The sequence below is a fragment of the Microbispora cellulosiformans genome, assembly GCF_008728085.1.
GTDB classification, from domain to species: domain Bacteria; phylum Actinomycetota; class Actinomycetes; order Streptosporangiales; family Streptosporangiaceae; genus Microbispora; species Microbispora amethystogenes.
Genome location: NZ_VYTZ01000004.1, coordinates 372,283 through 396,477 on the forward strand (window position 1 = coordinate 372,283; position 24,195 = coordinate 396,477).

The window sequence follows — 24,195 nt, forward strand, 5'->3', positions numbered from 1 at the left end:
GGCCGTGGATCTGCTTGAGGGCGTCGCGTAGATCGGCGGGCAGGGGGTCGGTGGCGGTCAGGACGTGGTTGCCTGCTTGGACACGGATGGTGCGATAGCGGCGAGCGGTGCGGACGAACTTCCTGATCGACCATCCGGTCCGTGGGTCTTGGCTTTGTTCACCAGCTTGGTGTTGACGCTCTTGGTGGGGCCGGACAGCCTGATGAACTGATTGCGCTTGACCGGCGCCTGCCCGTTGACGGCGCTCTGGGCCTTGGCGACCTGCTCGTCGATGCGGCGCAGGGTGCGCCGGGCCCGCTCAGAGCGGTACTGGTAGTAGATCATCTGATCGCGGGGGGGTCGGCTCGCTCCCGACGGCCAGGGCTGGGTGAAGATGTGCCCGTCGAGGATCGGGGTGCCGGGGTGCTCGCGCCGCCACTGCTTGACCACATACGGCACCTCGGGGATCTTCAGGCCGAGGGTGAACGACAATCCCGTAGCATCGATGGCCTGCTTGTTCGCCTCGGAGATCATGTCGGCGTCGGCCACGATCGTGACGTCCGGCGGGTTGTGGGCGGCCATGAACGTGGCGATCATCGGGAGCATAGTGTGGGTCTCGGCCTTGTTGCCTTCGAAGGCGGTCACCATGAGCGGGAACCCGGAGGAGTCGGTAGCAGCCCGATCGTGATCTGCGAGTCCAGGCGGCGTTCCTTGGAAAAGCCCAGCTCGCGGAACCCGTCACCGGCGTCGGTCTCCAAATATAGGGTCGACACGTCGTACAGGACCAGGCTGGGCGGTCCCAGGCGGGTGTGGGCCGCGCACGCAGCGGCCAGGGTATGGCGCCACTGCGGTGTGGCGTAGTCCGGCGGGCGGCATTTCACCGTGGCATACGACACCGCGTCGATCCCGGCCTCGGCAAGCACGCGCAGGCTGTCGTGTTTGCTGGCGGCTCCATCACCTGCGCGAGCACCGACTGCCAGAACACCTCATCGCCACCGGCCGCGGCGGCAAATCCCAGCGCCCCGTAGGCGCGCGACAGCGCATCCCACAGGTGTTCCATCCGCGAGCTGACGATCTCCAGCGGCCCTCCCGCCGCCGGCCCGTCGTCCAGCCCAGATCCAGCTCTTGCTGACCGGCGGCCAACCGCCGACGCGCCACCGCTTTGAGCGTCTCCAGCTCGGCGTCATCGTGCGCCGACCCGATGTGCTCGATCTCCCGTGACACGCGGTGGGAGGAGTAGACGATCTGCACCGCCCGAGCGCCTGAGGCCGTCTTCACCGTTCGCGCGTACGGCAGTGCGGCCCGAGCCCCAGGCCGTTCTTGCGCGAGGTGCGCCACTCAGGAAATGCCACAGCGTCAGCCATCTCCCAGCCGTACTCGTTCCATCACATCGATCACGTAGTGCACGACATCGTCGACGCGATTCGTGCCGCCGAAGATCATGGGGTCAACGCCCAGCGTGGGGTCAAACCGTGCCGCATGGATTATGACCGGCAGGCTGATACCTCTGGACCGGAAGGCGCGAAGCATTTCGATCCCAGCTTGACTATCCGCCCCCCTGTGAAGATCGCTGATCACGAGGTCATACGTGTGTTGATCGAGGCGCCCTAACGCTCTATCTGTCGAGGTAACCTCGTCCACCACCATGCCCAACTGCCTGAACAGTGCGGTTAGATACGAATTACCTTCTGGAAGGTCATCCACCCAGAGTATCCGGCCGCCCTTTAGATACACGGCCGCATGGTCCAGCCTGCGGATGACCGCCCGACGATCCGCACGACTGATCAGCGGTCCTGTCTCCTCCTGGTCGCTGCTTTCGACAGCCTTGGTCAGTAGTCGCTCAACCTCCGTGAACTCGACCTCGACGACACCTAACGCCCCGATTCTCGTCATTCGTGGTATGGCTTCCTTGAGCGGTTCCCGTAAGCTCAGATAAACCACGAAGGCAAAGCTGACCCAAAGTATGGCAGGAACCATGTCGATCAGCTTGCTCCACAACGCTTCGGGCACAAGACCTCCGAAAACTCGACGCAGACCTTCTCCTCCCAGGGATAGCACCCCAAGTAAGGGGCGTGTCGAGTGATTGAGATCCGTTACAGCACTGTGCCTGCCGCGGGGGTGGGGCCAGCTCCGGGCCGAGCGAACCTTTCCGCGCAGTTCATCGGTGGCTGAGGTAGGGGCCTGATCACCCTGCGGGTGGCAAGCCGCCGGGCCGTCAGCGGGCCATTAAGGGTGGTCAACAGGGGGGGACTCACGGTCACTCGTGGACTGCTTCTCGTCCAGGTGGGGGGCCATTTCCCCTGGTGATCAGGCCGATTTGCAAGCAGGAAGTCAGGGGTTCGAATCCCCTAGGCTCCACCTACTCAAAAGCCCAGGCCAGGGACAGTTTCCCGCGCCTGGGCTTTGATCGTTGATCCGCCTTGGTGTTCTTCCGTGCCCGTTGCGTGCCCGATCCAGTCTCGCGCGAGGCTGTCGAGCTGCTTGGCCACATGGTGCCGTCGCTCGTCGCGCGTGCTCATCCAGCTCTGAGGAACTGTTCAAAGGCTTCCCGTGCCAGCGCGGATACGCTCTTACCCTCTTGCTCGGCCCGGGCCTTCGCGCGTTCACGCAACTCCTCAGGAACTCTGAAGGAGACCCTTGGGGAATGTGTGCTCGAGCCTGTAAGCGATGGGCGCCCGGGGCGACCGGTAGGCACGGGTACACGGCCCTCGTCGATCGCGCGATGAACGTCGCTGATCGCGTCCCGTACGTGCGAACGGTCCGCAAGCCATCAGGGGTGTGTGACTGTACGTTCTTTGGGTCTGTCCCGTAATCGGCTCTATCTCCCTTTCAGTGGTGACGGAGTGCCTGCTCGCGCCGAACGAGACGATCGTCAGATTTTCCGCACGGATGGATGTGTGGCTACGACGACGGCGGCGGGGTGAACGTCCCGCACCGAATTAGGGTCATGTCTTCCTCCTTCCCGTGCCGGCCGCTCCGTCTCGTCGTGGCGCAGTTGACGCCACGTCCGGATATGTGTCAAGACGCTGAGGATATTGCCGAGTCGCTCTTTTATGGCGTCCTTGAATGCTCTTGTCACGCTCCAACGCTGACGTTTGGATCTAGGGGTGGTCTTCTGCGGTGCCTCACAAGCAGCAGATTTCGGAGATGTCGCCCGTATCGCTGCCTGCCTCGCCCAGTTCGGTCCTGCCTGGGTGCGCCGGTCATCAGCCTGCGCCGTCCTCCAAGAGAAGGAGTCGCGACCATGACCATGCTGAACTACACCCTCATCACCGACCCGGCGCCCCTGGCGGCGTCAGAGGCTGGGCGGCAGTCCAAGTCCACTGGGACGGTGTACCTGCTCGTCACGAACACCGGACAGACGGCGTACTCCAAGATCACGGTGACGGTCCCCGTCGGCACTGGCGTCGGCCACCTCACCCAGGACTTCACCACGATCACGCCCAAAGGCGAGTTCACCGACGTCAAGTCGGGCCGCACCCGTTCGGCGACCGTCAAGGCGCAGGGTTTCGCTTTCCAGGTCACCGACCAAGGCGGTTCAGCAATCAGTTTCGGTCCGGGTGACTACATGGTGCTGACACTGGAGAACGTCACCGTAGCCCCCAAACCCGGGCTGGTCGTGCTACGGGTGACCGAGGCCGCCAGCAGAAGCAGGGGCGGTGGCCTGCGCACCAGCAACACGGCGGTGGCGTTGGTGAAGACCGCGCCAAAGGAGATACCGGCGCCGCACGGCTTCCTCGCGGATAACGCCATAGTAGACGCCGGAGCAAAGGTCTTGCTGAGCTGGGAAGGTTCCGACGACTTCACATACGAGATCCTTTTTCCGGGTGGCCGGAAGCTCGTTCCCAAGGTCAAGGGCGCCGGGTCGCAGAGCCCGTACTCCTTCGCGCTGGACGGCGCCGACGCCCCGAAACGCGACACCACTTACACCCTCATCGCCAGCTTCGGTACCCAGCGGCACATCCTCACCACGACCGTTCAAGTGCGCAATCCCATCTTGGAAGCGCTCACCGCTACCAACGGCATCGCCGCCGGGTGTGTGAAGGGGCTCAACAGCGGCGACGGAGACATCACGTTCGTCCAGGGCGGGGTGAAAGTGTGGAAGACGCGCGGTTCCGAGGAGTCAGGCGCCCTGTACGCCGGCCAGGCCACCATGAGCGAAATCAGCACCGGGTGTGTGAAGGGGCTCAACAGCGGCGACGGAGACATCACCTTCTTGCAGGGCGGGGTGAAAGTGTGGAAGACACGCGGTTCCGAGGAGTCAGGCGCCCTGTACGCCGGCCAGGCCACCATGAGCGAAATCAGCACCGGGTGTGTGAAGGGGCTCAACAGCGGCGACGGAGACATCACCTTCTTGCAGGGCGGGGTGAAAGTGTGGAAAACACGCGGCTCTAATGAGTCAGGCACCCTGTATGCCGGCAATGCCAACCTTATCGGCCTCAACACCGGATGGGTGGAGGGAAGCAGCCACGGCACCGGACGGATCCTCTTCACTCAGGAAGGGCTGCGCGTCCAGCGGGGAAACGGAACACTGGGAATCGTGTTCGCCGACAAGGCCAAGCTCAACGGCGTGGCCTCAGGGCAGACCACTCCTGGGCAGGGCTGGAAGGCCTACGGATCTTTCAACTCCATCTACATCGACGTCGACACCTCCGCAGCCGGGTTCACCGGTAAGCCCATATATCTCACCTCCATCGGAGGTGCGGGCGGCATGCAGTACGACCTGGTGGGCACCAGTGCCGTCTACGACGTCACTGCCACCAAATTCAGTGTCTATCTTCAATGGCGCGACGGCAGGCCCCTGACCGTCGCCGAAGCCCAGCGGTTCGGCTGGTACATCAACTGGATCGGATACGACACGCACTGACTTCACTACCGCTCAAGGGAACAACCCCTACACATGGAATGGCCCAGAGGATGCTCCGGGCCATTTCGTGTCCTGTAGTTGAAGAGCGGCAAGAGAGAAAGGGGCAGTGATCGCAGCCCGCCCCGACCAGACTGGAGGGGTCCCACGCGCGCAGGCCTTGCAACGCACGTTCATCGGTGAAGTGCTCGACGCCAGATGAACCTGGCCACCGCGGACGACAGTACCGATGACAACGTATCCCACCATCAGCACCCGGTGAGGATACCGATCACCTCCAGCTCCACGCCTCGATCAGCGGGCCCGATCCAGACCCATCGATCCTCCAACGTCGGGTCGGTGGCAGGTGACCCGCCAGGCCGATCTTCTTCATTCCGGGCAGCTGCGCCGGCGGCCTCGCGAGCCGCTTTGGGGCGGCGCCTTCGATTACGCCAGGCGGGTGATCCCGCGCAACCACCTGCTCACCTTGGTGGCCGGGCTGGGGTCGTGGCCGTCCCAGCAGCTTGATGCGCCCGCTCAGTTGTCGAAGGCCCATACCGCGGCGGCGATCGGCTCGAGCCCCGCGGCCAGTTCGTCGAGCTCGTCAGCACTGAGCACGTCGTACGCCGGCGCGGCCAGCTCGTCGGTGAGCGCCTCGATCCGCTGTCTGGTCTCCCGGCCGGCATCGGTGAACCCGCCGGCGGCGTCCACGAGGCCGCGGCCGCGCAGCCCGTCGACCACGGCGGTCAGCCGTGCCTTGGGCAGGTGGTGGATCCGGCCGAACTCCTCCGCCCTGATTCCGAGGGAAACAGCCATGAGGACGTGGGCTTCGGTGCCGCCGATGCCATGGGCGAGAAGGGCGGCGTTGTGGCCGTCCCCGCGGTGCTCCCGCAGCAGCGTCGCCGCGTGCCAGAGCCTGGCCACCGGCTCCTCGGGCACGTCGAGCGCCCGCAGACCGGCGTACAGTGGTCGGCCCTCGGTCGGCGCGCTGACCGCTGCTCGGGTGGCGAGGTCGACGGCCCGCACCAGACCGGGCGAGTCGGCAAGCTCTCCGATCATTTGCCGCAGGGCGGCGGTGCTGCCCCGTTCGCGCACGGTGATCGCCTCCTGCGGGGTGATCTTTCCCCACACCCAGGGGATGTGGCGTGCCACCTCGCCGTCGGCGAAGTTGTAGAAGACCGCGTGTACCACCTCGGCCGGTGCCAGCCCCAGCGGTGCGGCCCGGCCCGCGAAGTACCCGTCCCAGTAGTTGCGCATGCCCACGGCTAGGAACGCCTCGTTCGCCACCTCGGAGAAGGTGGCGGTGGCGATCGGCTCGACGAGCTCGAACATGCGGTGGATCTTGGCCTGTGAGTGCTGCTGCATCGGTCGGCATCTCCCTTGGTCGTGCCAGCTGGTCGTGACAGCGCCCTCGTGGGCGACCGTTCACCCTGGCTACGAACAACGCGGCCTAGTTACGACAACTCCGGTCGATAATTTTCCGTCGATGTTGCTGGGCGGCGTCGGGGTGGCACCCGGACCTCTCGGTCACCGCTCGGTTGCCGCGGTTTGCCGAATGTTCTTCTACGCTGTGGGCCAACCCCTATGACCATAGGAACACGCCATCTGTGAATTCCGGGCTTCCGTTGGTTTTGACGCAAATCCGGCGTAGCGAGAAGCCGGCCGTGGCGTAGGGAGCGCGCTGACCACCCTCAAGGTATAGGACGAGCAGGTCGTGTCCTTCGGGACTCCAGCCAGGATCGACAGGTGTCGCGGCCGAGGCAGTTCCGGGGCGTCGGGGCTCCACCAGTAGCCCATCAGCCGGAGTTGGGAATGGGGATCTGCCATGTGTTGATCGTTGCATGTCGTGTCCAGCCGACCCTTCCGGAGAAAGTGCTCGCCTTGAGGCCGGCCAGGCTCGCGCCCGACTGCGCGGCGAGCGTGTCGCTGTCAGCACGATCAACGGCCTGCAGCGTTTCGCGTTGCGGGGCATCGTCAGAGACGTCTCACCCGAGCGGGGAGGCGATTGCGTGGTTCAGTGCATGAAGGGTTCGAAGATGGAAGCCACCTTCGTGGCAGCACGGTCGGCGTCCCCGTCCGCGATCGCCTCGACCAGTTCGTGGTGGTGGCGGTGTGCCGCGTCCTCGTCCTCGCTCTTCTCGTCGCGCATGTGGGCAGCGAAGATGTCGAGCATGCTGGAGTACAGCTTGACGTAGAGAGGGTTGTGCGTCGCTGCCACGATCGCGCGGTGCAGGGCGAGGTCCGCGCTCGCTCGCAGGTCCAGATCATCGGTCGACCAGCTCGCTTCTCGACGGTCACGCAGCTCGCGCAGCAGCTCGACGTCGGCATCCGAGCGGTTCAATGCGGCCAGTGACGCTGCAGCGCTGTCAAGGGCGCGGCGTAATTCCAGGTAGTGGCGACGAGTGCCACCGGCGAGCTGACGTTCAAGAGTGCCGGTCAGCTCGGAGTTGGAGATGACGAAGGTGCCACGGCCCTGCTCACGGCGCAGCAGACCTGCGTGCACCAGCGACTGCAGCGCCTCGCGCACCGTGTTCCGGCCGATCCCGAACTCCGACACCAGTGCGGCCTCGGTCGGTATCTGCTCACCGACCGGCCAGCGTCCAGAGACCACCTCCTCGCGGAAGCGCTCGGCGGCCTGGTCGATGAGTCCCACTCGACGCATCGGCTGTCGCGTGCCAGACTCTTCCAAAGTCATCCCATAACCCCATCATCTGCTAACATTACAATGGAGTATAACGTGGCAACGCTTTCCTCGTCGCTCGTTCCGTTGCATCGAGGGCGTCTGACCTTGTGGGCCTGGCTCGCCATCGCCCTGACAGCGGTCAACCTGCGAACGGCCGTGACCGGGTTCACTCCTCTCCTGGAGATCATCGGATCCGATCTCGGCTTCGGGGTGACGCTGTCCGGCCTGCTCGGCACCGTGCCGGCGGTGTCCTTCGGCATCTTCGGGTTTCTGGCCCCAGCGGTGACGAGGAAGTTCGGACTCGAGCGCACGGCCACTGTGGCGCTGGGTCTGACGGCTCTGTCGCTCCTGATGCGCGCCTTCTCTCCAGCGCCCTCGTTGCTGGTGCTTTCGACCGTGCTGGCCCTGGCCGGAATCGGAGCCGCGAACGTCGTGATCGTTCCGTTGGTGAAGGCCTGGTTCGCCGATCGGCTGGCCCTGGGGACCTCGCTTTACCTGATCCTCATGCAGGCGGGCCAGTTCATCGCACCGCTCCTCGCGGTCCCGGTGGCAGAAGCGGCGACGTGGCGGTTCTCAGTGGGTATCTGGGCGGGACCGGCTGCTGTGGCTGCTGTGGTCTGGCTCATCCTGGCAGTCAGGCTGCCCGCTGATCACCACGCGCCCGCGGCCGTGACGGCGGCCGATGCGAGACCGAGGATCAGCCGGTCGTCAACCGTCTGGGGCCTGGTGATCCTCTTCGCGATGATCTCGCTGTCCAACTACGGGATCATCACCTGGGTCCCGGCAGTGCTCACCGACGCGGGAGGCAGCGCGGCCCTGGGCGGCTCCATGGTCGCGCTCTACTCGGCATGGGGCATGCTCGCGGCCTTGGTGGTTCCCCACCTGGCCACGCGCATGACGAACCCGTTCATAGTCGTCGTCGGGTGCGCGATCTTCCTGGTAGCGGGATACCTGGGCATGCTCCTGTCCCCGCTCGACGGCACGATGGTGTGGGCGTGCGCGCTGGGAATCGGGGTGAGCACCTTCCCACTCTGCATGACCCTCATCAACCGTCGAACCAGGAGCCCGCAGACGGCCTCCGCCGTGTCGGGCTTCGTTCAGGGCATCGGCTATGGGCTGGCGTGCTTCGGCCCCATCGGTTTGGGCCTGCTGCGCGAGGCGACCGGATCGTGGTCGATCCCGCTCCTGGTGCTCGCTGCGAGCGCCATCCCAGGGGTGATCGCCGGCTGGTTCGCCTGCCGTCCTCGCTTCGTGGAGGACTCTGCGCCACAGTCGGTGAAGCGTGACGCCGACCAGCAGTCGCGACGATAAGAGTCATGCGCCGGACAGATCCGAACTCGTGTCAGCGGCCGCACGCCACTAAGGCGGCGGGCGTGATCGTCGGGCCATCAGCGGGAGGTGGACGGCATGGTGATCGTGCAGCGGGTCGTGATCCGGTGGGCCAAGCAGGCGCGCGGCGCCGCGGAGGCTACGCGCCGACGCGAGATTCCCTCGGCGTTCGAGCTGCCGCCAATCCCCGACGCGCCACTCGTCATCCACGATGTTCTCGCCGAGGAACAGACCGGATACGCGCCGAGCAGTGCCGTCAGCAGCCACGCCCTTCCAGCGCAGCTCAATGGACTGCGGTTCAGGTTGTCCGGGGCGGCGGTTGAAGTGGTGCGGACTTCAACGCTCGCCGCATACCCGACCAACCGCTTCCCCGGCCAGGTGTTCCTTCTTCACTTCGGAGAGAATGCCCGTTACCGGGCCAACTTCCGTTTCAGCGGCTACAGCACCGAGTGGTACTACGAGCAATGGACCGTCAACATCGCCCACGGACCGTGGCACCGCGAGTTGTTCTTGAGAGAAGAGATCGCTTACGAAAAAGATGAACGAGTCTCTTTGTACGGCGGACATCGCTGACCTCGGAATCCGAGGCATGTCGGGGCCGGCCGCTTCGCCGGGCGAGGCGGCCGGCCCGTTTCACGTCAGGCCGGGATCTGCTTCTCGTACCAGGTGTAGTAGAGGTAGGTGCTGCCGGGCCCGGTCATGGTGCCGTAGACCTGCCAGAAAACGTTGGCGCCGGGCGAGTAGCGGAAGATCTTGTCCCCGGGCCGGTCGTCCACGAACACGTCCGTGGGCCCGCCTGGGTGATAGACCCGCACCTCGATCGTGAACGTCTCAGTGTCCGGGATGTCGAGGCAGACCTCGTACGTGTATGCCGTCGAACCGGAGAGATTGTAGCTACGACCATCCACCCCGAGCCGCTGGTCGTTGGTGGGGACGTAGCTGTTCCGGACCCAGGTGTAGCCGCCTGCGGAGCAGTCGACTGCCGAGGCGGACGCGGGGCTGATGCCGGTGAGCGTGGCGCCGAGGACGCCGGTGGTGACGGCGAGAGCGGAGATCGTGCGTTTCATGCCTCTCCTCATCCGTGCGGTGACCCTTCGACCAAGTAGTTGAAGGCTGAACTGATTCTGACTCGGATGCGATGCTTCGACAAGCCCGGGCAAACCCCTACACATGTCCAAGTCAAGGAGTGCTCGGCGGTGTCTCCGGGCCTCGGGGCGAAGGCGGCACGGCGCGCGCTGCACCCAACCGCCCTCGTGGTCGCCTCATCGTGGCCAATCGCCGTACTGAAATTTCAATTGGAAAAAGGCTCGTACTGTCTGGAGCCGTGTACGTGTCCGAAGCTGTTTTTCAATTCCCCGGAGTGTCCTTGACCATATGCTCCACCAAGGACAACGGCCGCCAGATTTTTGTGACCATGAGGTCAATATCGCCGCTATATCGAGCTGCGATAAATGTATGTCGATGGAGCAAATGCTCGTCCCCGTAAGGAGAAGCATGCGAAAAGTAACTCGGCTCCGCCGGCTCGGCCTCGTCTCAGCGGTGGTGGCGGTCGGCCTGGCAACCACGTCCGTGGCCGCGCACGCCGACGGCTATGACACTCCCCGCAGCGCCACCGCCGACGGAGCAGGCAGCACCCAAGCAGCCGGGATCGCATCCGCCGAACAGCGGGCCCGGCAGGCCGTCCTCGCGGTCGGGCACGACTGCGACGCTGGGAGGTATCACACGTATTCGATCTATATCTCCCCGGGTGGCGGCACGTGGGCCTACCGGTCCACCCACGAGGCGATGTGCGTCGACTGATCAAGGTTCAGCAGATCGGCCTCCGCCGGGGCCGCCGGGGCAGGGTGGCCCGGCTGCCCGCGGCGGAGGCCGTTCCGCGGTAGCGACTTTCCGGACGGCTCAGTTGTAGGGGTTGTCGTAAGTCACGGATTTGGTGCGGCTGTTGTAGGTGTTGCCGGGATAGAACCAGCCGCCCGTCACATACAAGGTGACGTTCGTGAGGGTGGTGGAGTGGGTGTATTCACCGTCGTAGAGGAACAGGTACAGCTGGCAGCCGGAGGGAGCGGTTGCCGTGCCTGTCTGGGTCGGATAGAGGTAGGTACTGCCGTTGACGGCGACGTAGAAGTTCGGCTGGGGGTAGGACCCGCTTCCCCAGCACAGCCGGAGCGAGTACTTGAACTTCGTGTTTCCGCTGTCGAAGGCCAGCGTGCCGGTCAGCTGGGCGAGCGTGATCGACGGTCCGGAATTCGAGTTCACCGTAAGGGATACGGTCTGGTCTGGGCCGTAGGTGGCGTGCGCGGGAGTGACTGGGATCAGGATCGCCATGAGCGTTGCGATGACGACGGCGAAAGAGCTGACCGCATTACGTGCTTTGGAACGTGTCACTTCCAACTTCACCCTCTCCATGATGTCGGCGGAGCACACTGGACGTTATTGTCGGGGCCTCCAGGCGTCCAGACAGACGATTGAGAGCCACTGATTCGGCCCGGCGTTAACCTGTTGCCATTGCGGCTCTCGTGAGGGTGGGCCAGGCATGCCACCAGGTCGGGGATCAGTCCTGTAGAGCCGTAATACCGGTGTGGCGGGTGAGAGTTTCATTCCACCCAGGCATGGTCGACTCCGGCGCCGGAGACGGCTGACGATCACTGAGGGCGACGGGCCCGCCGTCGAACCGATGGGCCGGCCCAGCGCCGCCGTGACTTGCCCCGAGGGCAGACCGTCCGCGTACAGCAGCGGCGGCGGCACCTCGCTGGGATGCGTCACCGAAACATAAAACAGACAGGCCGATACTTTCAGACATCTGACCGTCAGAATATTGACGGTCAGGTTGGCAGGGGCCTACTGTCCCGGAGAAACGATCGACGTAGCGTCACCGAAAGTTTCAGACCGCCAACGAGTGAGGTCAGAAGGATCTGCAGAGGAAACACCAGGTCGGCATGGCGGTGCCGAACCTGTCCGGCGCTCGCGGTCCGGAGCTGAAGGAGCACGGCACCCTCGCCGTCCTGTGTTTCGGGAAAGCACCGGGACCGAAACGTGAGGGGTGCCCGGCGAGGCGGTGCATCCCCTCGTGCCGGGCGCACATCACGTCCCTGACCACAGCAAGCGAAAAGAGGTCGCCGTGAAGTTCCGCAAGGTCTCAGCGGTCGTGTTCGCCGTTACCGCGGCCCTCAGCATGGCAGCGTGCTCAGGCTCGTCGTCCGGGACTTCCTCCGGCGGTTCGGACGGATCGTCGTTCGAGTTCTGGTCGTTCACCGGGATTGACGCGAAGGGCTCCGCCGCCGAGTACAAGGCGAAGAGGCCGGACATCCAGATCAAGCTGACCGAGGTGGGGAACGCGCAGGAGACGGCGCAGGCGCTCACGACGGCGCTGGCCGGCGGCAAGGTGCCCGACCTGGTGCTGATCCAGGGCGACGACCTGCCCAAGTTCGTCCAGCAGCCGCAGAACTTCGTCGACCTGCGCACGATGGGCGCCGACAAGATCAAGGGTGACTACCTCGACTGGGTGATCAGCCAGCCCACGGCCAAGGACGGTTCGATCATCGGCATCCCGACCGACGTCGGCGGCATGGCCATCGCCTACCGCGCCGACCTGTTCAAGAAGGCCGGGCTGCCGACGGACCGCGAGGAGGTCAGCAAGCTCTGGCCCACCTGGGACGCCTTCATCGAGACCGGCAAGAAATACACGGCGGCCACCGGCAAGGCGTTCGTCGACAACGCCGGCGGGAGCGTGTACTCGCAGGTGGTCAACCAGGGGCAGGAGAAGTACTACGACCCCGCGGGCAATCTGGTGTACGAACGGAGCCCCCAGGTCAAGGCCGCCTTCGACCTGGCGCTCAAGGCCGTGGCCGCCGGGATCACCGCCAAGCAGAGCACCTTCACCGAGGGCTGGAGCGCCGCGATGAAGAAGGGGGACTTCGCCGTCATCGCCGCACCGGTCTGGATGCTCGGCTCCATCCGCGACAACGCCCCCGACACCAAGGGCGAGTGGGACATCGCCACGATCCCCGGCGGCTCGGGCAACTGGGGCGGCAGCTTCCTCGCCATCCCCAAGGGCGCCAAGAACCCGAAGGCCGCCTGGGACTACATCGCCGCCACACAGTCGCCGCAGGGCCAGCTCGACCACTTCTCGAAGGCCAGGTCGCTGCCCGCGACCCCGTCGGTCTACAAGGACCCGAAGCTCACCTCCGCCAAGGACGAGTTCTTCTCCGGCGCGCCGATCGGCACGATCTACACCGACTCTCTGCTCGGCCTGAAGCCGTTCCTCATCGGGCCGGACAGCACCACGATCGGTACGGAGTTCACGAACGCCATCACCAACGTCGAGCAGGGCAAGGGCGATCCCGCGAAGGCGTGGGACGCGGCGGTGACCAACATCAAGAACGCGATCGGCAGCTAGGAAACTTCACGAGCGCCGCCGGCGCGGACCGTCCTCACGGTACGGCGCCGGCGGCGGGGAAGCGAGCAGACCGTGACGACGAGCATCACCCCCACCAAGGCGGGCCTGCCCCCCGCCCCGCCGGTGGAGGCGGCGCGGCGCGGTTTCACCGAGATCATCGCCCCCTACGCCTACATCGCCCCGTTCTTCGTGCTCTTCGCGGTGTTCGGCCTCATCCCGCTGCTCTTCACCTTCTACGTGGCGTTGTTCGACTGGAACCCGATCGGCGAGCACGTGTTCGTCGGCCTGGGCAACTTCGATCGGCTGCTCGGGGACGTGCGGTTCTGGAACGCGGCGCGCAACACCGTGAGCATCTGGCTGCTGTCCACCGTGCCGCAGTTGCTGGTCGCGCTGCTGCTCGCGCACCTGCTCAACCACGCGCGGCTGCGCCTCGCGGTGTTCTTCCGTATGACGATGCTCGTGCCGTACATCACCTCGGTGGCCGCCACGGCCATCGTGTTCGTCCAGATGTTCGACCGCGACTACGGGCTGCTGAACTGGTTGCTCGGCCTGGTGGGCGTCGAGCACATCGACTTCACCCAGTCGGTGGCGGGCAGCCATGTGCTGATCGCGGTCATGGTGACCTGGCGGTGGTTCGGCTACACGACGCTCCTCTACCTGGCTTCCCTGCAGGCCGTTCCCCGGGCGATCTACGAGGCGGCCGCAGTCGACGGGGCCGGAGATGTGCGGCAGTTCCTGCACATCTCCCTCCCCGCGTTGCGGCCGGTCATCGTGTTCACGATCGTGACCTCGACGATCGGCGGGCTGCAGATCTTCACCGAGGCCCTGCTCGTGAACCGCGGCGCGGCCAACACCTGCGGGCCGATCCGTCAGTGCCAGACGCTCACTCTCTTCCTGTTCGAGCAGGGGTTCATCCAGTTCAAGTTCGGTTACGCCGCGGCGGTCGGCGTGGCGCTGTTCGTGATGGTCGTCGGGTTCGCCGGCCTCAACTACTTCCTGTCCACCCGGATCCGCCCGGTCAAGGGCTGAGGGGGCGATCATGAGCACGACGAGACCACGCTCCGGCGGTCGGGTCCGATGGTGGACCTACACGCTGCTCGCGCTCGCCGCCTTCGCCTGCCTGTTCCCTCTGTACTGGATGTTCATCGTCGCCACCACCGACACGGCGACGGCGACGACGCTGCCGCCCGAGATCGTGCCGGGCGGCAACTTCTTCCATCTCGCCGGTCTGGTGTTCTCGACCGTGCCGTTCGTCCGGTCGATCGTCAACAGCCTGGTCGTGGCCGGGACGATCGGCGTGGGCCAGGCGGTGCTGTGCGCGCTGGCAGGCTTCGCGTTCGCCAAACTGCGCTTCCGTGGCCGCGACGCGTTGTTCCTGCTCGTCGTCCTGACGATGACCGTGCCGACCCAGCTCGCCATCGTCCCCCAGTACATGATCACATCGTTGCTGGGCTGGGTGGACACGCTCCAGGCACTGATCGTCCCCGGTCTGGCCAACGCCTTCGGCATCTTCTGGATGCGCCAGCACATATCGTCCGCCATCAGCGACGAGATCCTCCAGGCGGCCCGCATCGACGGGGCGTCGACCTGGCAGATCTTCTGGCGCGTCGCGTTCCCGCTGGTACGTCCCGCCGCCTTCGTGCTCGGCCTGCTGGGCTTCGTCACCGCGTGGAACGACTTCCTGTGGCCGTTCGTGGTGCTGAAGTCGCCGGAGATGTACACCGTTCAGATCGCGATCAAGGCGCTGCAGAACAGCTTCAACATCGACCTCGGGCTCGCCATGTCCGGCTCCTTCCTCGCCACCCTCCCGCTGCTCGTCCTGTTCGTCTTCGTCGGGCGGCGCATGGTGGCCGGGATCATGGACGGCGCCTTCAAGGGCTGAGGCCGCAACCGCTCACCGGGTCCGCTCTCGAGTCGTCCTCGCGGCACCGCGCCCACTGAAGCAGATCACGCTGTCCAGGCGGGATCCCGGCCGATGACGCCGAGCAGGCGGGCGAACGGCGGGGCGTCGTCCGGCACGGGCACCGGCGGCCCGAAGGCACCGCGTTGCCTGCCCATCTCCACCATCCGGTCAGTGAAATGCAGCGCCCGCGATACGGCTTCGGGGTCCGGCTCGTACTCCCGGTCGATCGCCCTGGCCAGGTCCCAGCCGTGCACGACCATGTCGACGAGGTACATGTGGCCCAGCGTGGTCATCGGCAGGCCCATGGCGGGGCTGGTTCCCTCCCACGCTTCGGGCCGCGACCAGGCGGCCAGCGTGGCCTTCGCCCTCTCGGGGAAGTCGCCCGCGTAGGGCCCCTGCTCGACCCTCGGCCCGTTGCGACCTAGCGACTCGAACAACGCGGCCACCCACTCGAGGTGCGTGATCAGGCCCTTGACGTCGAACTCCGCGCAGGGCGTGGGCAACCCGAGCTGGTCCTGCCGCACCGCGCGCACCAGCTCCGCGGTCCGTTCGGTGGCCCGCGTCATCAGCGGCATCATTTCTTCCATGGCGACCACCCTGCCCCGCCTGCCCGCAGGGCGGCTTGTAGAAACGCGACAGCGCGGCTGGGTCGACCCGTACGCGGGGCTCGACGCCTTCGACTTCGTCCGGCAGTCGCCATCGCCCGGGATCGCGCCGTATGTCGACCACTTCTGGGTCGTGACGTGGACCGACCTCGCCGAGCCGTACGAGCAGCGCATCGTCTCGCACCCCACGGTGAACATGACGATCGCCCAGAACTTCCGCCGGGTCGTGGGAGTGATCAGAGGCGGGTTCTCCTACACGATGCGGGGCAGCGGCCGTGTGCTCGGCACGCGTTTCCGCCCGGGTGGCTTCCGGCCGTTCCTCGGTGGTTCGGTGTCCCAGCTGACCGGCCGGTTCGTGGAGATCGGCGAGATGTACGGCGCGGCCGGCGCGACTCTGGTCGAGCAGGTCCTGGCCGAGCCTGACGCCCAGGCCGCCATCGCGCTCGCCGAGGCGTTTCTCCTGAGTCTGGGACCGAACAGGGATCCGCTGTCGGAGGAGGCGGCGGCACTGGTGGCGATGGTGGAGAACGACGTGTCCGTGACCAGAGTCGACGAGTTGGCCGCCAGATCGGGGCGATCGGTGCGCTCGCTGCAGAGGCTGTTCCGGGACTATGTCGGCATCGGTCCCAAGTGGGTGATCCGCAGATTCCGGCTCCACGAGGCCGCGGAGCGCGTCTACGAGGGCCTCGGCCTCGCCACGCTGGCCGCCGAGCTCGGCTACACCGATCAGGCTCACCTGACCCGGGACTTCACCGCCGCTGTCGGCATGCCTCCCGCGGCCTACGCCCGGCTCAGAAGCCGGGCCTGATCCCTGCGTACCCGGCGGGGCGCTCCGATTCGCGCGGGAGCGGACAGTGTGGTGGCGCCGCGCGCCGCCACACTGCTGCCGCGCTGCTCAGGCCCTGCTGCGGGCAGGAGGGCACGTGGGATCGTCACAATCGACGGTCCGGGACTTCGCGCTCAGAGGAGGGTGTCCTTGACCGCGATCTGGCCGTTGTCGATCACGAACGTCTGGTTGGCGTTGGGCACGCACTGCCACAGGTAGACCGGCGCGCCGTTGGCGCGGCCGTTGGTGACGTCCAGGCAGATGCGGTTGCCCGAGTTGAGGGTGGACTTGAGGATGATCAGGCCCCTCTGGACGACCCAGAGCTGGTTGGCGTTCCCCAGGCACTGCCACTGGTACACCCGGGTTCCGTTGGCGCGGTTGTTGGAGGCGTCCAGGCACATCTCCCGCCCCGTGCCGATGGTGTCCTCCACCTTGATGAGGCCGTCCTGGAAGACGAACTTCTGGTTGGAGTTGTTGTCCTGACACTGCCAGAGGTACATCTGCGTACCGTTGCCACGGTTGTTGCTGACGTCGACGCACGCCGGGGTGCCGACCCGGGCCGTGCTGCCGTCGTGCGGGTGATCAGAGGCCATGGCGGGCAGGGTGGTGACCGCACCCACCGCGGTGGAGATGACGGCGACGGCCAGCAGACGGCGAGCGAGCATGGGTGTCTCCCTGAGAGGGTTGATCGGGTCGCAAGCACCATCCCACTACTCACCGTCATTGATCAATTACCTGGCGCACGTGTCTCCCGCGGCGTGGGCGGGTGGCTCAGCCGTGGGCGCGAAGAGCGGCGATCAGCCAGGTGAAAGCAGGCATGGCCGACGGAGAGGGCTCATGGCCGTTGAGTACGGCTAACAGCTGCCAATAGCGCTCGACCTGGGCGTCGGCGACGGTCTCCAGCCATCGAACCAGTTCGCCGCGTTCACCGGTCGGCATGCCGGGTTCGACGATGCGATGGAGGACCGACCGGCCTTCGGCCGAATCGGGCGCGATCGATGCGGCTATCGCCAGGCCGGCGTGTTCAAGGGCCGGCGACCGGAGCTCGTGGCTGTAACGCGATACCACCGGTGAGGCATCGGTCAGTGCGATCCGCCGGAGCCGCTGCCGGAAGTCCTCGCCGGAGACCAGGTCGGCCAGCTCGATCCAGGCGTCGACCTGACCTGGCGTCGGATCGTCCGGCAGCTCGTCGGGCAGCTCCCGCATCCAGTCCGCGACCACCTTGGCGTCGTCGTCGAGCGTGATCCCCAAGAACGTGTTCTCGATGAACTCGTCGATGACCTGCTGTCGTTGCGCGGCGGACAGCTGGGCGAGTTTGTGCGTCATCATCGTCTCCTCGGTCGTGCCGCCACGTACGGCGATCGTGCGGAGTACGGCGCGGCGGAGCTTCAGGGCCCTGATCTCCGCGTCCAGCGCTCAGGCGTGCACCTCGGCCACCTCGGCCACCGTGGCCTGTTGCGCGAGGATGCCGAGGGTGTTCATCGCCAGGCCGCGCCGGGGACTTCGACCTGAGTTGAGAGCACCTGGCCGGTTCCGGGTGGCACCATCTCGGGCATGCGCCATTCGGCCGCCAGGATGAACAGGGTCCTTCCGTCGGCGCCGCCGAGCGTGCAGGCGAAGCATCCCCGGTCGACATCGACGGTCTGCAGGACCTCTCCGCCCTCCCGGATCCGCACGCAGCGCCTGTTGCCGACGTCGGCGTACCAGACGGCGCCCTCGGCGTCGAGGCAGATGCCGTCGGGGTGGTCCTCGCCGGTGTCGGCCCAGACCCGGCCGCCCGCCAGTCCGCCGTCGGCCTCGATGTCGAAGGCGGTGAGCCTGTTGCCGTACGAGTCGGCGACGATCAGCGTCGAGTCGTCCCGCGTCACGGCCATGCCGTTGGGGAAGGCGATGTCGTCGGCCACCTGGCGGGCCGAGCCGTCCGGGCCGACGTGTACGACGGATCCCGGGGCGAACTCCCCGCCGCCGGCCATGTCGAAGCCGATCCGGTTGACATAGGTGTTGCCGCGGCCGTCGAAGACGATCTCGTTCCAGCCGCGGCCGAGACCGGTGAGGTCCGTCTCGGTCACCAGGGAGCCGTCGGGTTCCCGTCGCAGCAGCAGCCCCCGCGCGGAGTCGAGGATCACCAGCCGTCCGTCCGCGCGCCAGTCCATGCAGAGCGGGAGCGAGTCCACCCGGGCGACCACTTCGTGGGTGCCGTCCAGGTCGAGCGCGATCACCTCGTGCGCGGTCCAGTCGGAGAAGTAGAGGCGGCCGTCGTGCCAACGGGGTGACTCGACCAGCCCGAGACCCGTGAGCCACGTACGCAGTTCCGGCATCGACGCCTCCCTCCGCGACGTCCCCTGCGCCGCTGGGAGACGACAGTACGCAACCCCTACGACAGTTTCCGGACACGCCGGCTCCGAGTAGGGAGCGACCGCTACCCGCGGATGTCACACATCGCCGGGATGCTCGGTCGAAGATGTATCCACAGAGCGACAAGGAGAAGTCACATGCCCGAGCTCCTCCCGTTCGTCATCGATCCCACCGGCGCCGACCGGCACGCCGAATACCGGGCCCTGCGGGCCCGCGGCCCGGCCACTCCGGTGGACATCCTCGGCCTGCGCGCCTGGGCGGTCACCGACCCCACCGTTCTCCGGACCCTTCTCACCAGCCCCGATGTCTCCAAGGACGGCCGCGCGCACTACCCGGCCTTCCAGGAGACAGCCGGCACATGGCCGCTCGCCCTGTGGATACTGGTGGAGAACATGTTCACCGCGTACGGCGCGGATCACCGCAGGTTGCGCAGGATGATCTCGCCCGCGTTCAGCGCACGCCGCATCGCCGAGCTGAGCCCGATCGTCCGGTCCATCGTCACCGGGCTGGTCGACGACCTCGCCGCGCTGCCCGCCGGGCAGGTCGTGGACCTGCGGGAGCGGCTGGCCCTCCCGCTGCCCATCGCGGTGATCGGCCACCTGATGGGCGTGCCGGAAGACCAGCGCGACGGGTTCCGGCAGATCGTCGACGGTGTCTTCGACAGCACGCTCACCCCCGAGCAGGCGCAGGCCAACGTCGTGCGTCTCTACGAGCACATCGACCAGTTGATCGCGACCAAGCGCGCCGACCCCGGCGACGACCTGACCTCCTTCCTCATCGCCGCACGTGACGAGGAGTCGGACGGCGCCGGCTTCACCGGCCAGGAGTTGCGCGACACGCTGGGCCTGATGATCAACGCGGGGTACGAGACGACCGTCAACGTCATAGACCAGGCCGTCTTCGCGATGCTGACGTCACCCGACCAGCTTCGTCTCGTCCGGACCGGCGAGGTTTCCTGGGAGGACGTGGTGGAGGAGACCCTTCGCCACGAGCCCGCCGTCAAGTACCTCCCGATGCGCTTCGCCGTCACCGACCTCCCGCTGCCGGACGGCCAGGTCATCTCCGCAGGGGAGCCGATCCTCGCGGCGTACGGGGCCGCCAACCGGCACCCGGAGTGGCACGGGCCGGACGCCGATGCCTTCGACGTCACCCGCCGGGTCAAGGACCACCTGGCCTTCGGCTACGGCGTGCACTTCTGCCTCGGCGCTCCCCTGGCCCGCCTCGAGGTCGTGGAAGCTCTCCGGCAGCTTTTCGAGCGTTTCCCCGAGATGTCACTCGCGGTGCCGGCCGCCGAGTTGCGACCGCTGCCCACCCTCATCAGCAACGGGCACAAGGAGCTCCCCGTACGGCTGAGCGCCGCCGGATAGCACGGCGGAGGAGACGTACGGTCACGTCGTGGTCGTGGTCGCGGCGAAGGAGTGGATGAGGTCCCACACGTCGCCGGGCGCCTCCTCCTGCGCGAAATGGCCGGCGCCCGGAATCAGGGCGGTCGTGAGATTCCGGACGCCGGCCTCCCGCAGCCCCGCCGCGTACGCGGTGACGTCGCCACCCTCGCCGTCGCCGCGTACGTAGAGCAGGGGCGTGTCGACGGGCCCCGCCGCGGAGAGTTCGGCGTTGTCCCGGGCGTCCTGCGGGAACGCCCGATAGAGGTCGAACCCGGCGGTCAGGGCGGCGTCCGTGCCGTAGGCGGCGGCGTGCGCCGCCCGCGACTCCTCGGTGATCTTCTCCGGTGCCGGAGACAGCACGTCGTAGAAGTACGCGAAGTATTCGGCCTGGCGATCCCGTACGAGGGCCTCCGGCAGGGCCGGCACCGCGTGGAAACCGAAGTGCCAGATGTACGGGTTGCGCAGCACCTCGCTCCACGGCTCGACGCCGGGGATCACGGTGTTCATGACGACCACCCGGTCGGCGTCGGCGTACTGCCTGAGATAGGAGTAGGCGACCATCCCACCGGCGTCGTGGCCGACCAGCGTGAGGCCGGTGAGCCCGAGCGCCCCGACCAGATCGTGGACGGCCGCCGCGATCAGGCGCTTGGAGCCGCCGGGGACGGCTCCGGTGGACCCGCCGATGCCGGGAAGGTCGACGGCGATGACCCGCGCCGTGCCGGCGGCGCGCTCCATGACGCCCTCCCATGTGCTCCACGACTCCGGCCAGCCGTGAAGGAAGAGGTACGGAGGGCCGTGCGGGTCGCCCGCTTCGGCGACGTGCACGGAGAGGTCCCCAACGGCGAGATGCGTGTGACGTATCTCAACAGACATGGGCGTATGTCTACCAAAGGCCATGCGGGATGGCCGCTCTCACGGAGCGGGCCGCAGGCCCCGTACGCCCTCGCCGGGACGTGGTCGTCTCCGGCGAAGGCGTACGGGCGCGTCCGCTGCGTCGCTCAGACGCGGGTCCACTTCTGGTTGTTCTGGCCGTTGCACGACCAGATCTGCACCTTCGTGCCGTTGGCGGTGCCGCTACCGGACACGTCCAGGCACTTGTTCGCGCCGACCGCCGTGATCGTGCCGTCGGAGTTGAAGCGCCACTTCTGGTTGTTCTGCCCGTTGCAGTCCCAGATGATCACTGAACTGCCGTCGGCGGTGCCGGCGTTGTTGACGTCCAGGCACTTGTTGCCGTAGACGCGCAGCTCACCGGCGCTGGTCGTGGCCCACTTCTGGTTGTTCTGGCCGTTGCAGTCCCAGATCAGCACCGTCGCGCCGTTGGACTGGGAGGCGCCGTTGACGTCGAGGCACCGGCCCGAGGCGACCCCTCTGATCGAGCCCGTGGCCGGAGGAGTGGCGGTGGGAGTGGAGGTGGGGGTGGTCGTGGGCGTCGCCGTGGGTGAGGCGGTGGTCCCGGTGACGGTGAGCAGGACCGCCTCGCGGGCCGGCACGGTGGTGGCGTAGCTGTTGGTGAAGGTCCCGGCGTCGGTCCCCGTCCACAGGTTCCGCACGGTGGCCGCGCCGCTCAGGCCGAGGTCCGACCAGCGGACGGTCATCGACGCGGACGAGGTGGTCCGGTTGAGCAGGAGCACGGCCCGGCGGCCGGTGCCGGAGAGCACCTTGCTGTAGACCTGGCGTCCGGTCTGGTCCTCGGCGACCTTCACGCCCTGCCGTCCGAGCGGGTCCTGGTCGACCGCGAGCACCTCCCGGTTGGTCAGGATCGCCCGGGTCTCCGCGCTCATCGTGGCGATGTTGTTCCCGGCCAGCAACGGCGCCCCGGAGATCGCCCACAGGCCCATGTGCGTACGGTTCTGCGCCGCGGAGAAGCCGTTCATGCCGACGACGAGCATGTCGGGGTCGTTGTAGTGGCCGGGGCTCTGCGCGTTCGGGTGCTGGGCGGAGTCGAAGTTGGCGAGCACCCGGTCCATCGAGGCGTTCTCGCCCCAGTAGATGATGTCCCCGCTGGTGCGCCACATGGTGGAGATGGCCGGCGCCCAGTCCCACGGGCTCTGGGCGCCCCAGTTGCAGACCGACAGCACCATCGGCCGTCCGGTCTGCGCGGTGGCGCGGTCGATCGCGGCGCTGATCGCCTGGTAGGCGGTGCGGGCGTTGAGCCCCTCGGCCTGGCCGCCGCACCAGTCGACCTTCACGAAGTCGAAGCCCCAGCGGGAGAACTGCAGGAAGTCCTGGTCGTAGTGGCCCTCGCTGCCGCTGTTCGGGGCGGCCGGCCGGCCGGTCGGGTAGTAGTAGCCGCAGCCGTTGCGTCCGGCGTCGGTGTAGATGCCCGCCTTGAGGCCCTTGCTGTGGATGTAGTCGGCGATGGCCTTCATCCCGCCAGGCCATTCGGCGGTGTCGACCGTGATGTTGCCTGAGGAGTCCCGCGTGCCCTGCCACCAGCCCTCGTCGATGTTGACGTACTCGTAGCCGGCGTCCTTCATCCCCGAGGACACGATCGCGTCCACCTGGTTCTTGATCACGTTGTAGTTGATCTGGGCGGCGAAGGTGTTCCAGGAGGCCCAGCCCATGGGGGGCGTCGCCACGGCCGCGACGGCCGCGGCCGGCATGGCGATCGTTCGCGCCGCGCCGGCCGGGACGGCCCACGCCACCGACGCCAGGGCGAGGACCACGACCTGTACGGCGACGAACAGTCGCGACAGGGGCCGGGTGAGAGATGGCGCCGGGGCCGGATGGCCACTCCCGGCGTCGTCGGAACGGCGTCGCCGTACGGGTCCGCGTAGTCGCATCGTGCCTCCTCGTCTCTGAGGTGCTCGTGTCGGTGGGGTTCACCGAGTGGAGAAAGCGCGGCGTTCCACGCACTGCGCGGGTGACCGGCCGAGCGGGAGCACGGTCTGATGTTAGCGTTAACATCCCCGCAGTGTCGGCACCCTCCCCGTGGAGAGGCAGGTGGTGGTGGCGCCGAAGGGGAGCGAATACAACATCTCGGGCACCGTCAAGTCTCCGGCCACCCGCCCCGCCCGGCTCCCTGCTGCGGCGTCCCCGCCGTCCCGCCGGGGGTGAAACGTTCATCTGAGGTACGCTCCCGGGCATAGCCAGCGACAGGACAAGGGGGTCAGGCAGGATGGCTCTGGAGATCGAGAGCCGGCCGTCCGACTCGCCGTACATCGAGCGGGTGTGGCGGAGCACCAGCCAGGACGTCAGCCGGATGACGTCCGTGGCGACGGCGAACTGGGATCTGGTCTTCTGGGAGCATCGCGGGCAGGTCAGCGCGTCCGTGCAGGGCCCGGAGACGAGGGCGGCACAGGCCTCCGTGCCCGAGGACGCGACGTTCTTCGGGATCGTCTTCGCGCTCGGCACCTCGATGCCGCATCTTCCGGCGAACCGCCTCGTCGACGCCATGGCGGAGATACCCGACGCGACCCGCAGGACGTTCCACCTCAAGGGGTCCGCCTGGTGTCTTCCGAGCTACGACAACGCCGAGATGTTCGTCCGCCGCATGGTGCGCGAGGACGTCCTGGTCCGTGACCCCGTCGTCGCCGCGGTGCTCGACGGCGCGTCCCCGGACCTGTCGGAGCGCACCCTCCAGCGGCGCTTCCTCGCGGCGACCGGCCTCACCCGCGGCGCCGTCCGGCAGATCGACCGTGCCCGGCGGGCGGCCGTGCTGATCCGGGACGGCGTGCCCGCCGTCGAGGTGGTCCACCGGCTCGGTTACTTCGACCAGCCGCATCTGGCGAGGTCGCTGGCCCGTTACGTCGGGCAGACCGCCACGCGGTTGAGCGAGCGGGATCCGGCGGATCCGGTGTCGCTTCTGTACAAGACCTGAGCACCGCCGTCCTCCTAGTCTTCCCTTCGCCGCCGTCGATACGGCGAGCGGCACGAACCGGGTGCCGCCGA

At 66.9% G+C, this 24,195-nt stretch carries 22 protein-coding genes and 1 pseudogene; 10 read left to right on the forward strand and 13 right to left on the reverse strand.

Translation table 11 applies throughout. The features are described from left to right. Positions 1-120: 120 nt before the first annotated feature. From F5972_RS12880 to F5972_RS39330, 3 genes and pseudogenes are all read right to left on the reverse strand, one after another. Positions 121-1,275: pseudogene (locus tag F5972_RS12880) on the reverse strand (IS1634 family transposase); the annotation flags it as partial. Between the two features lie 60 nt (positions 1,276-1,335). Further along, positions 1,336-1,989, reverse strand: a complete 654-nt coding sequence (locus F5972_RS12885; RefSeq protein ID WP_225311420.1) for a response regulator — start codon at positions 1,987-1,989, stop codon at positions 1,336-1,338. A 505-nt stretch (positions 1,990-2,494) separates the two neighbouring features. Then, complete coding sequence (locus F5972_RS39330; protein WP_225311421.1) at positions 2,495-2,674, reverse strand: ribbon-helix-helix domain-containing protein; 180 nt, start codon at positions 2,672-2,674, stop codon at positions 2,495-2,497. A 549-nt stretch (positions 2,675-3,223) separates the two neighbouring features. Here F5972_RS39330 and F5972_RS12895 point away from each other — a divergent pair. Continuing rightward, positions 3,224-4,846, forward strand: coding sequence for a hypothetical protein (locus F5972_RS12895; RefSeq protein WP_150933694.1), 1,623 nt, complete (start codon positions 3,224-3,226; stop codon positions 4,844-4,846). A gap of 513 nt (positions 4,847-5,359) precedes the next feature. Here F5972_RS12895 and F5972_RS12900 read toward each other — a convergent pair. Further along, on the reverse strand, positions 5,360-6,187 hold the full coding sequence (locus F5972_RS12900) for a MarR family winged helix-turn-helix transcriptional regulator (protein ID WP_225311422.1): 828 nt from the start codon (positions 6,185-6,187) through the stop codon (positions 5,360-5,362). Positions 6,188-6,836: 649 nt separating this feature from the next. Then, complete coding sequence (locus F5972_RS12905) at positions 6,837-7,475, reverse strand: FadR/GntR family transcriptional regulator (RefSeq protein ID WP_318527578.1); 639 nt, start codon at positions 7,473-7,475, stop codon at positions 6,837-6,839. An 84-nt stretch (positions 7,476-7,559) separates the two neighbouring features. Between F5972_RS12905 and F5972_RS12910 the strand changes: the two genes are divergently transcribed. Together F5972_RS12910 and F5972_RS12915 are read left to right on the forward strand one after the other, a co-directional pair. Continuing rightward, positions 7,560-8,816, forward strand: coding sequence for an MFS transporter (locus F5972_RS12910; protein ID WP_191910085.1), 1,257 nt, complete (start codon positions 7,560-7,562; stop codon positions 8,814-8,816). A gap of 96 nt (positions 8,817-8,912) precedes the next feature. Beyond that, on the forward strand, positions 8,913-9,407 hold the full coding sequence (locus tag F5972_RS12915; RefSeq protein WP_150933697.1) for a hypothetical protein: 495 nt from the start codon (positions 8,913-8,915) through the stop codon (positions 9,405-9,407). Between the two features lie 65 nt (positions 9,408-9,472). On the opposite strand, the gene F5972_RS12920 is transcribed toward F5972_RS12915, so the two are convergent. Further along, positions 9,473-9,901, reverse strand: coding sequence for a hypothetical protein (locus F5972_RS12920; protein WP_150933698.1), 429 nt, complete (start codon positions 9,899-9,901; stop codon positions 9,473-9,475). 427 nt (positions 9,902-10,328) lie between these two features. Between F5972_RS12920 and F5972_RS12925 the strand changes: the two genes are divergently transcribed. Continuing rightward, positions 10,329-10,634 carry a hypothetical protein gene (locus tag F5972_RS12925; RefSeq protein WP_150933699.1) on the forward strand — a complete coding sequence of 102 codons (306 nt, stop codon included), beginning with the start codon at positions 10,329-10,331 and terminating at the stop codon, positions 10,632-10,634. Positions 10,635-10,733: 99 nt separating this feature from the next. On the opposite strand, the gene F5972_RS12930 is transcribed toward F5972_RS12925, so the two are convergent. Then, positions 10,734-11,231 carry a hypothetical protein gene (locus tag F5972_RS12930; protein ID WP_150933700.1) on the reverse strand — a complete coding sequence of 166 codons (498 nt, stop codon included), beginning with the start codon at positions 11,229-11,231 and terminating at the stop codon, positions 10,734-10,736. A gap of 721 nt (positions 11,232-11,952) precedes the next feature. On the opposite strand from F5972_RS12930, the gene F5972_RS12935 reads away from it, so the two are divergent. From F5972_RS12935 to F5972_RS12945, 3 genes are all read left to right on the forward strand, one after another. Next, positions 11,953-13,230, forward strand: coding sequence for an ABC transporter substrate-binding protein (locus tag F5972_RS12935; RefSeq protein ID WP_150933701.1), 1,278 nt, complete (start codon positions 11,953-11,955; stop codon positions 13,228-13,230). Between the two features lie 72 nt (positions 13,231-13,302). Further along, complete coding sequence (locus F5972_RS12940; RefSeq protein ID WP_150933702.1) at positions 13,303-14,259, forward strand: carbohydrate ABC transporter permease; 957 nt, start codon at positions 13,303-13,305, stop codon at positions 14,257-14,259. Positions 14,260-14,269: 10 nt separating this feature from the next. Next, positions 14,270-15,112: a carbohydrate ABC transporter permease gene (locus F5972_RS12945; protein WP_150933703.1), complete on the forward strand. Its 843-nt coding sequence runs from the start codon at positions 14,270-14,272 to the stop codon at positions 15,110-15,112. Positions 15,113-15,177: 65 nt separating this feature from the next. Here F5972_RS12945 and F5972_RS12950 read toward each other — a convergent pair whose 3' ends face one another. Further along, a complete protein-coding gene (locus F5972_RS12950) occupies positions 15,178-15,720 on the reverse strand; it encodes a TIGR03086 family metal-binding protein (RefSeq protein WP_191910086.1) in 543 nt (180 codons plus the stop codon). Between F5972_RS12950 and F5972_RS12955 the strand changes: the two genes are divergently transcribed. Beyond that, positions 15,719-16,546, forward strand: a complete 828-nt coding sequence (locus F5972_RS12955) for a DUF6597 domain-containing transcriptional factor (protein WP_150933705.1) — start codon at positions 15,719-15,721, stop codon at positions 16,544-16,546. The two genes, F5972_RS12950 and F5972_RS12955, sit on opposite strands and share 2 nt — an antisense overlap. A 152-nt stretch (positions 16,547-16,698) precedes the next feature. On the opposite strand, the gene F5972_RS12960 is transcribed toward F5972_RS12955, so the two are convergent. The 3 genes from F5972_RS12960 to F5972_RS12970 form a co-directional block, all read right to left on the reverse strand. After that, positions 16,699-17,229 (reverse strand): RICIN domain-containing protein, encoded by a 531-nt coding sequence (locus tag F5972_RS12960; RefSeq protein WP_150933706.1) that lies wholly within the window; start codon positions 17,227-17,229, stop codon positions 16,699-16,701. A gap of 106 nt (positions 17,230-17,335) precedes the next feature. Then, positions 17,336-17,893 (reverse strand): hypothetical protein, encoded by a 558-nt coding sequence (locus tag F5972_RS12965; RefSeq protein ID WP_150933707.1) that lies wholly within the window; start codon positions 17,891-17,893, stop codon positions 17,336-17,338. A 149-nt stretch (positions 17,894-18,042) separates the two neighbouring features. Further along, a complete protein-coding gene (locus tag F5972_RS12970) occupies positions 18,043-18,882 on the reverse strand; it encodes an SMP-30/gluconolactonase/LRE family protein (RefSeq protein WP_150933708.1) in 840 nt (279 codons plus the stop codon). A gap of 174 nt (positions 18,883-19,056) precedes the next feature. On the opposite strand from F5972_RS12970, the gene F5972_RS12975 reads away from it, so the two are divergent. Next, complete coding sequence (locus F5972_RS12975) at positions 19,057-20,286, forward strand: cytochrome P450 family protein (RefSeq protein WP_150933709.1); 1,230 nt, start codon at positions 19,057-19,059, stop codon at positions 20,284-20,286. Between the two features lie 21 nt (positions 20,287-20,307). On the opposite strand, the gene F5972_RS12980 is transcribed toward F5972_RS12975, so the two are convergent. Beyond that, positions 20,308-21,177, reverse strand: coding sequence for an alpha/beta fold hydrolase (locus F5972_RS12980; protein WP_191910087.1), 870 nt, complete (start codon positions 21,175-21,177; stop codon positions 20,308-20,310). A gap of 125 nt (positions 21,178-21,302) precedes the next feature. Then, positions 21,303-23,087: a glycoside hydrolase family 27 protein gene (locus F5972_RS12985; protein ID WP_150933711.1), complete on the reverse strand. Its 1,785-nt coding sequence runs from the start codon at positions 23,085-23,087 to the stop codon at positions 21,303-21,305. Positions 23,088-23,422: 335 nt separating this feature from the next. On the opposite strand from F5972_RS12985, the gene F5972_RS12990 reads away from it, so the two are divergent. Then, entirely contained in the window at positions 23,423-24,124 is a 702-nt protein-coding gene (locus F5972_RS12990; protein WP_150933712.1) for a helix-turn-helix domain-containing protein, read from the forward strand. The last annotated feature ends 71 nt before the right edge of the window (positions 24,125-24,195 follow it).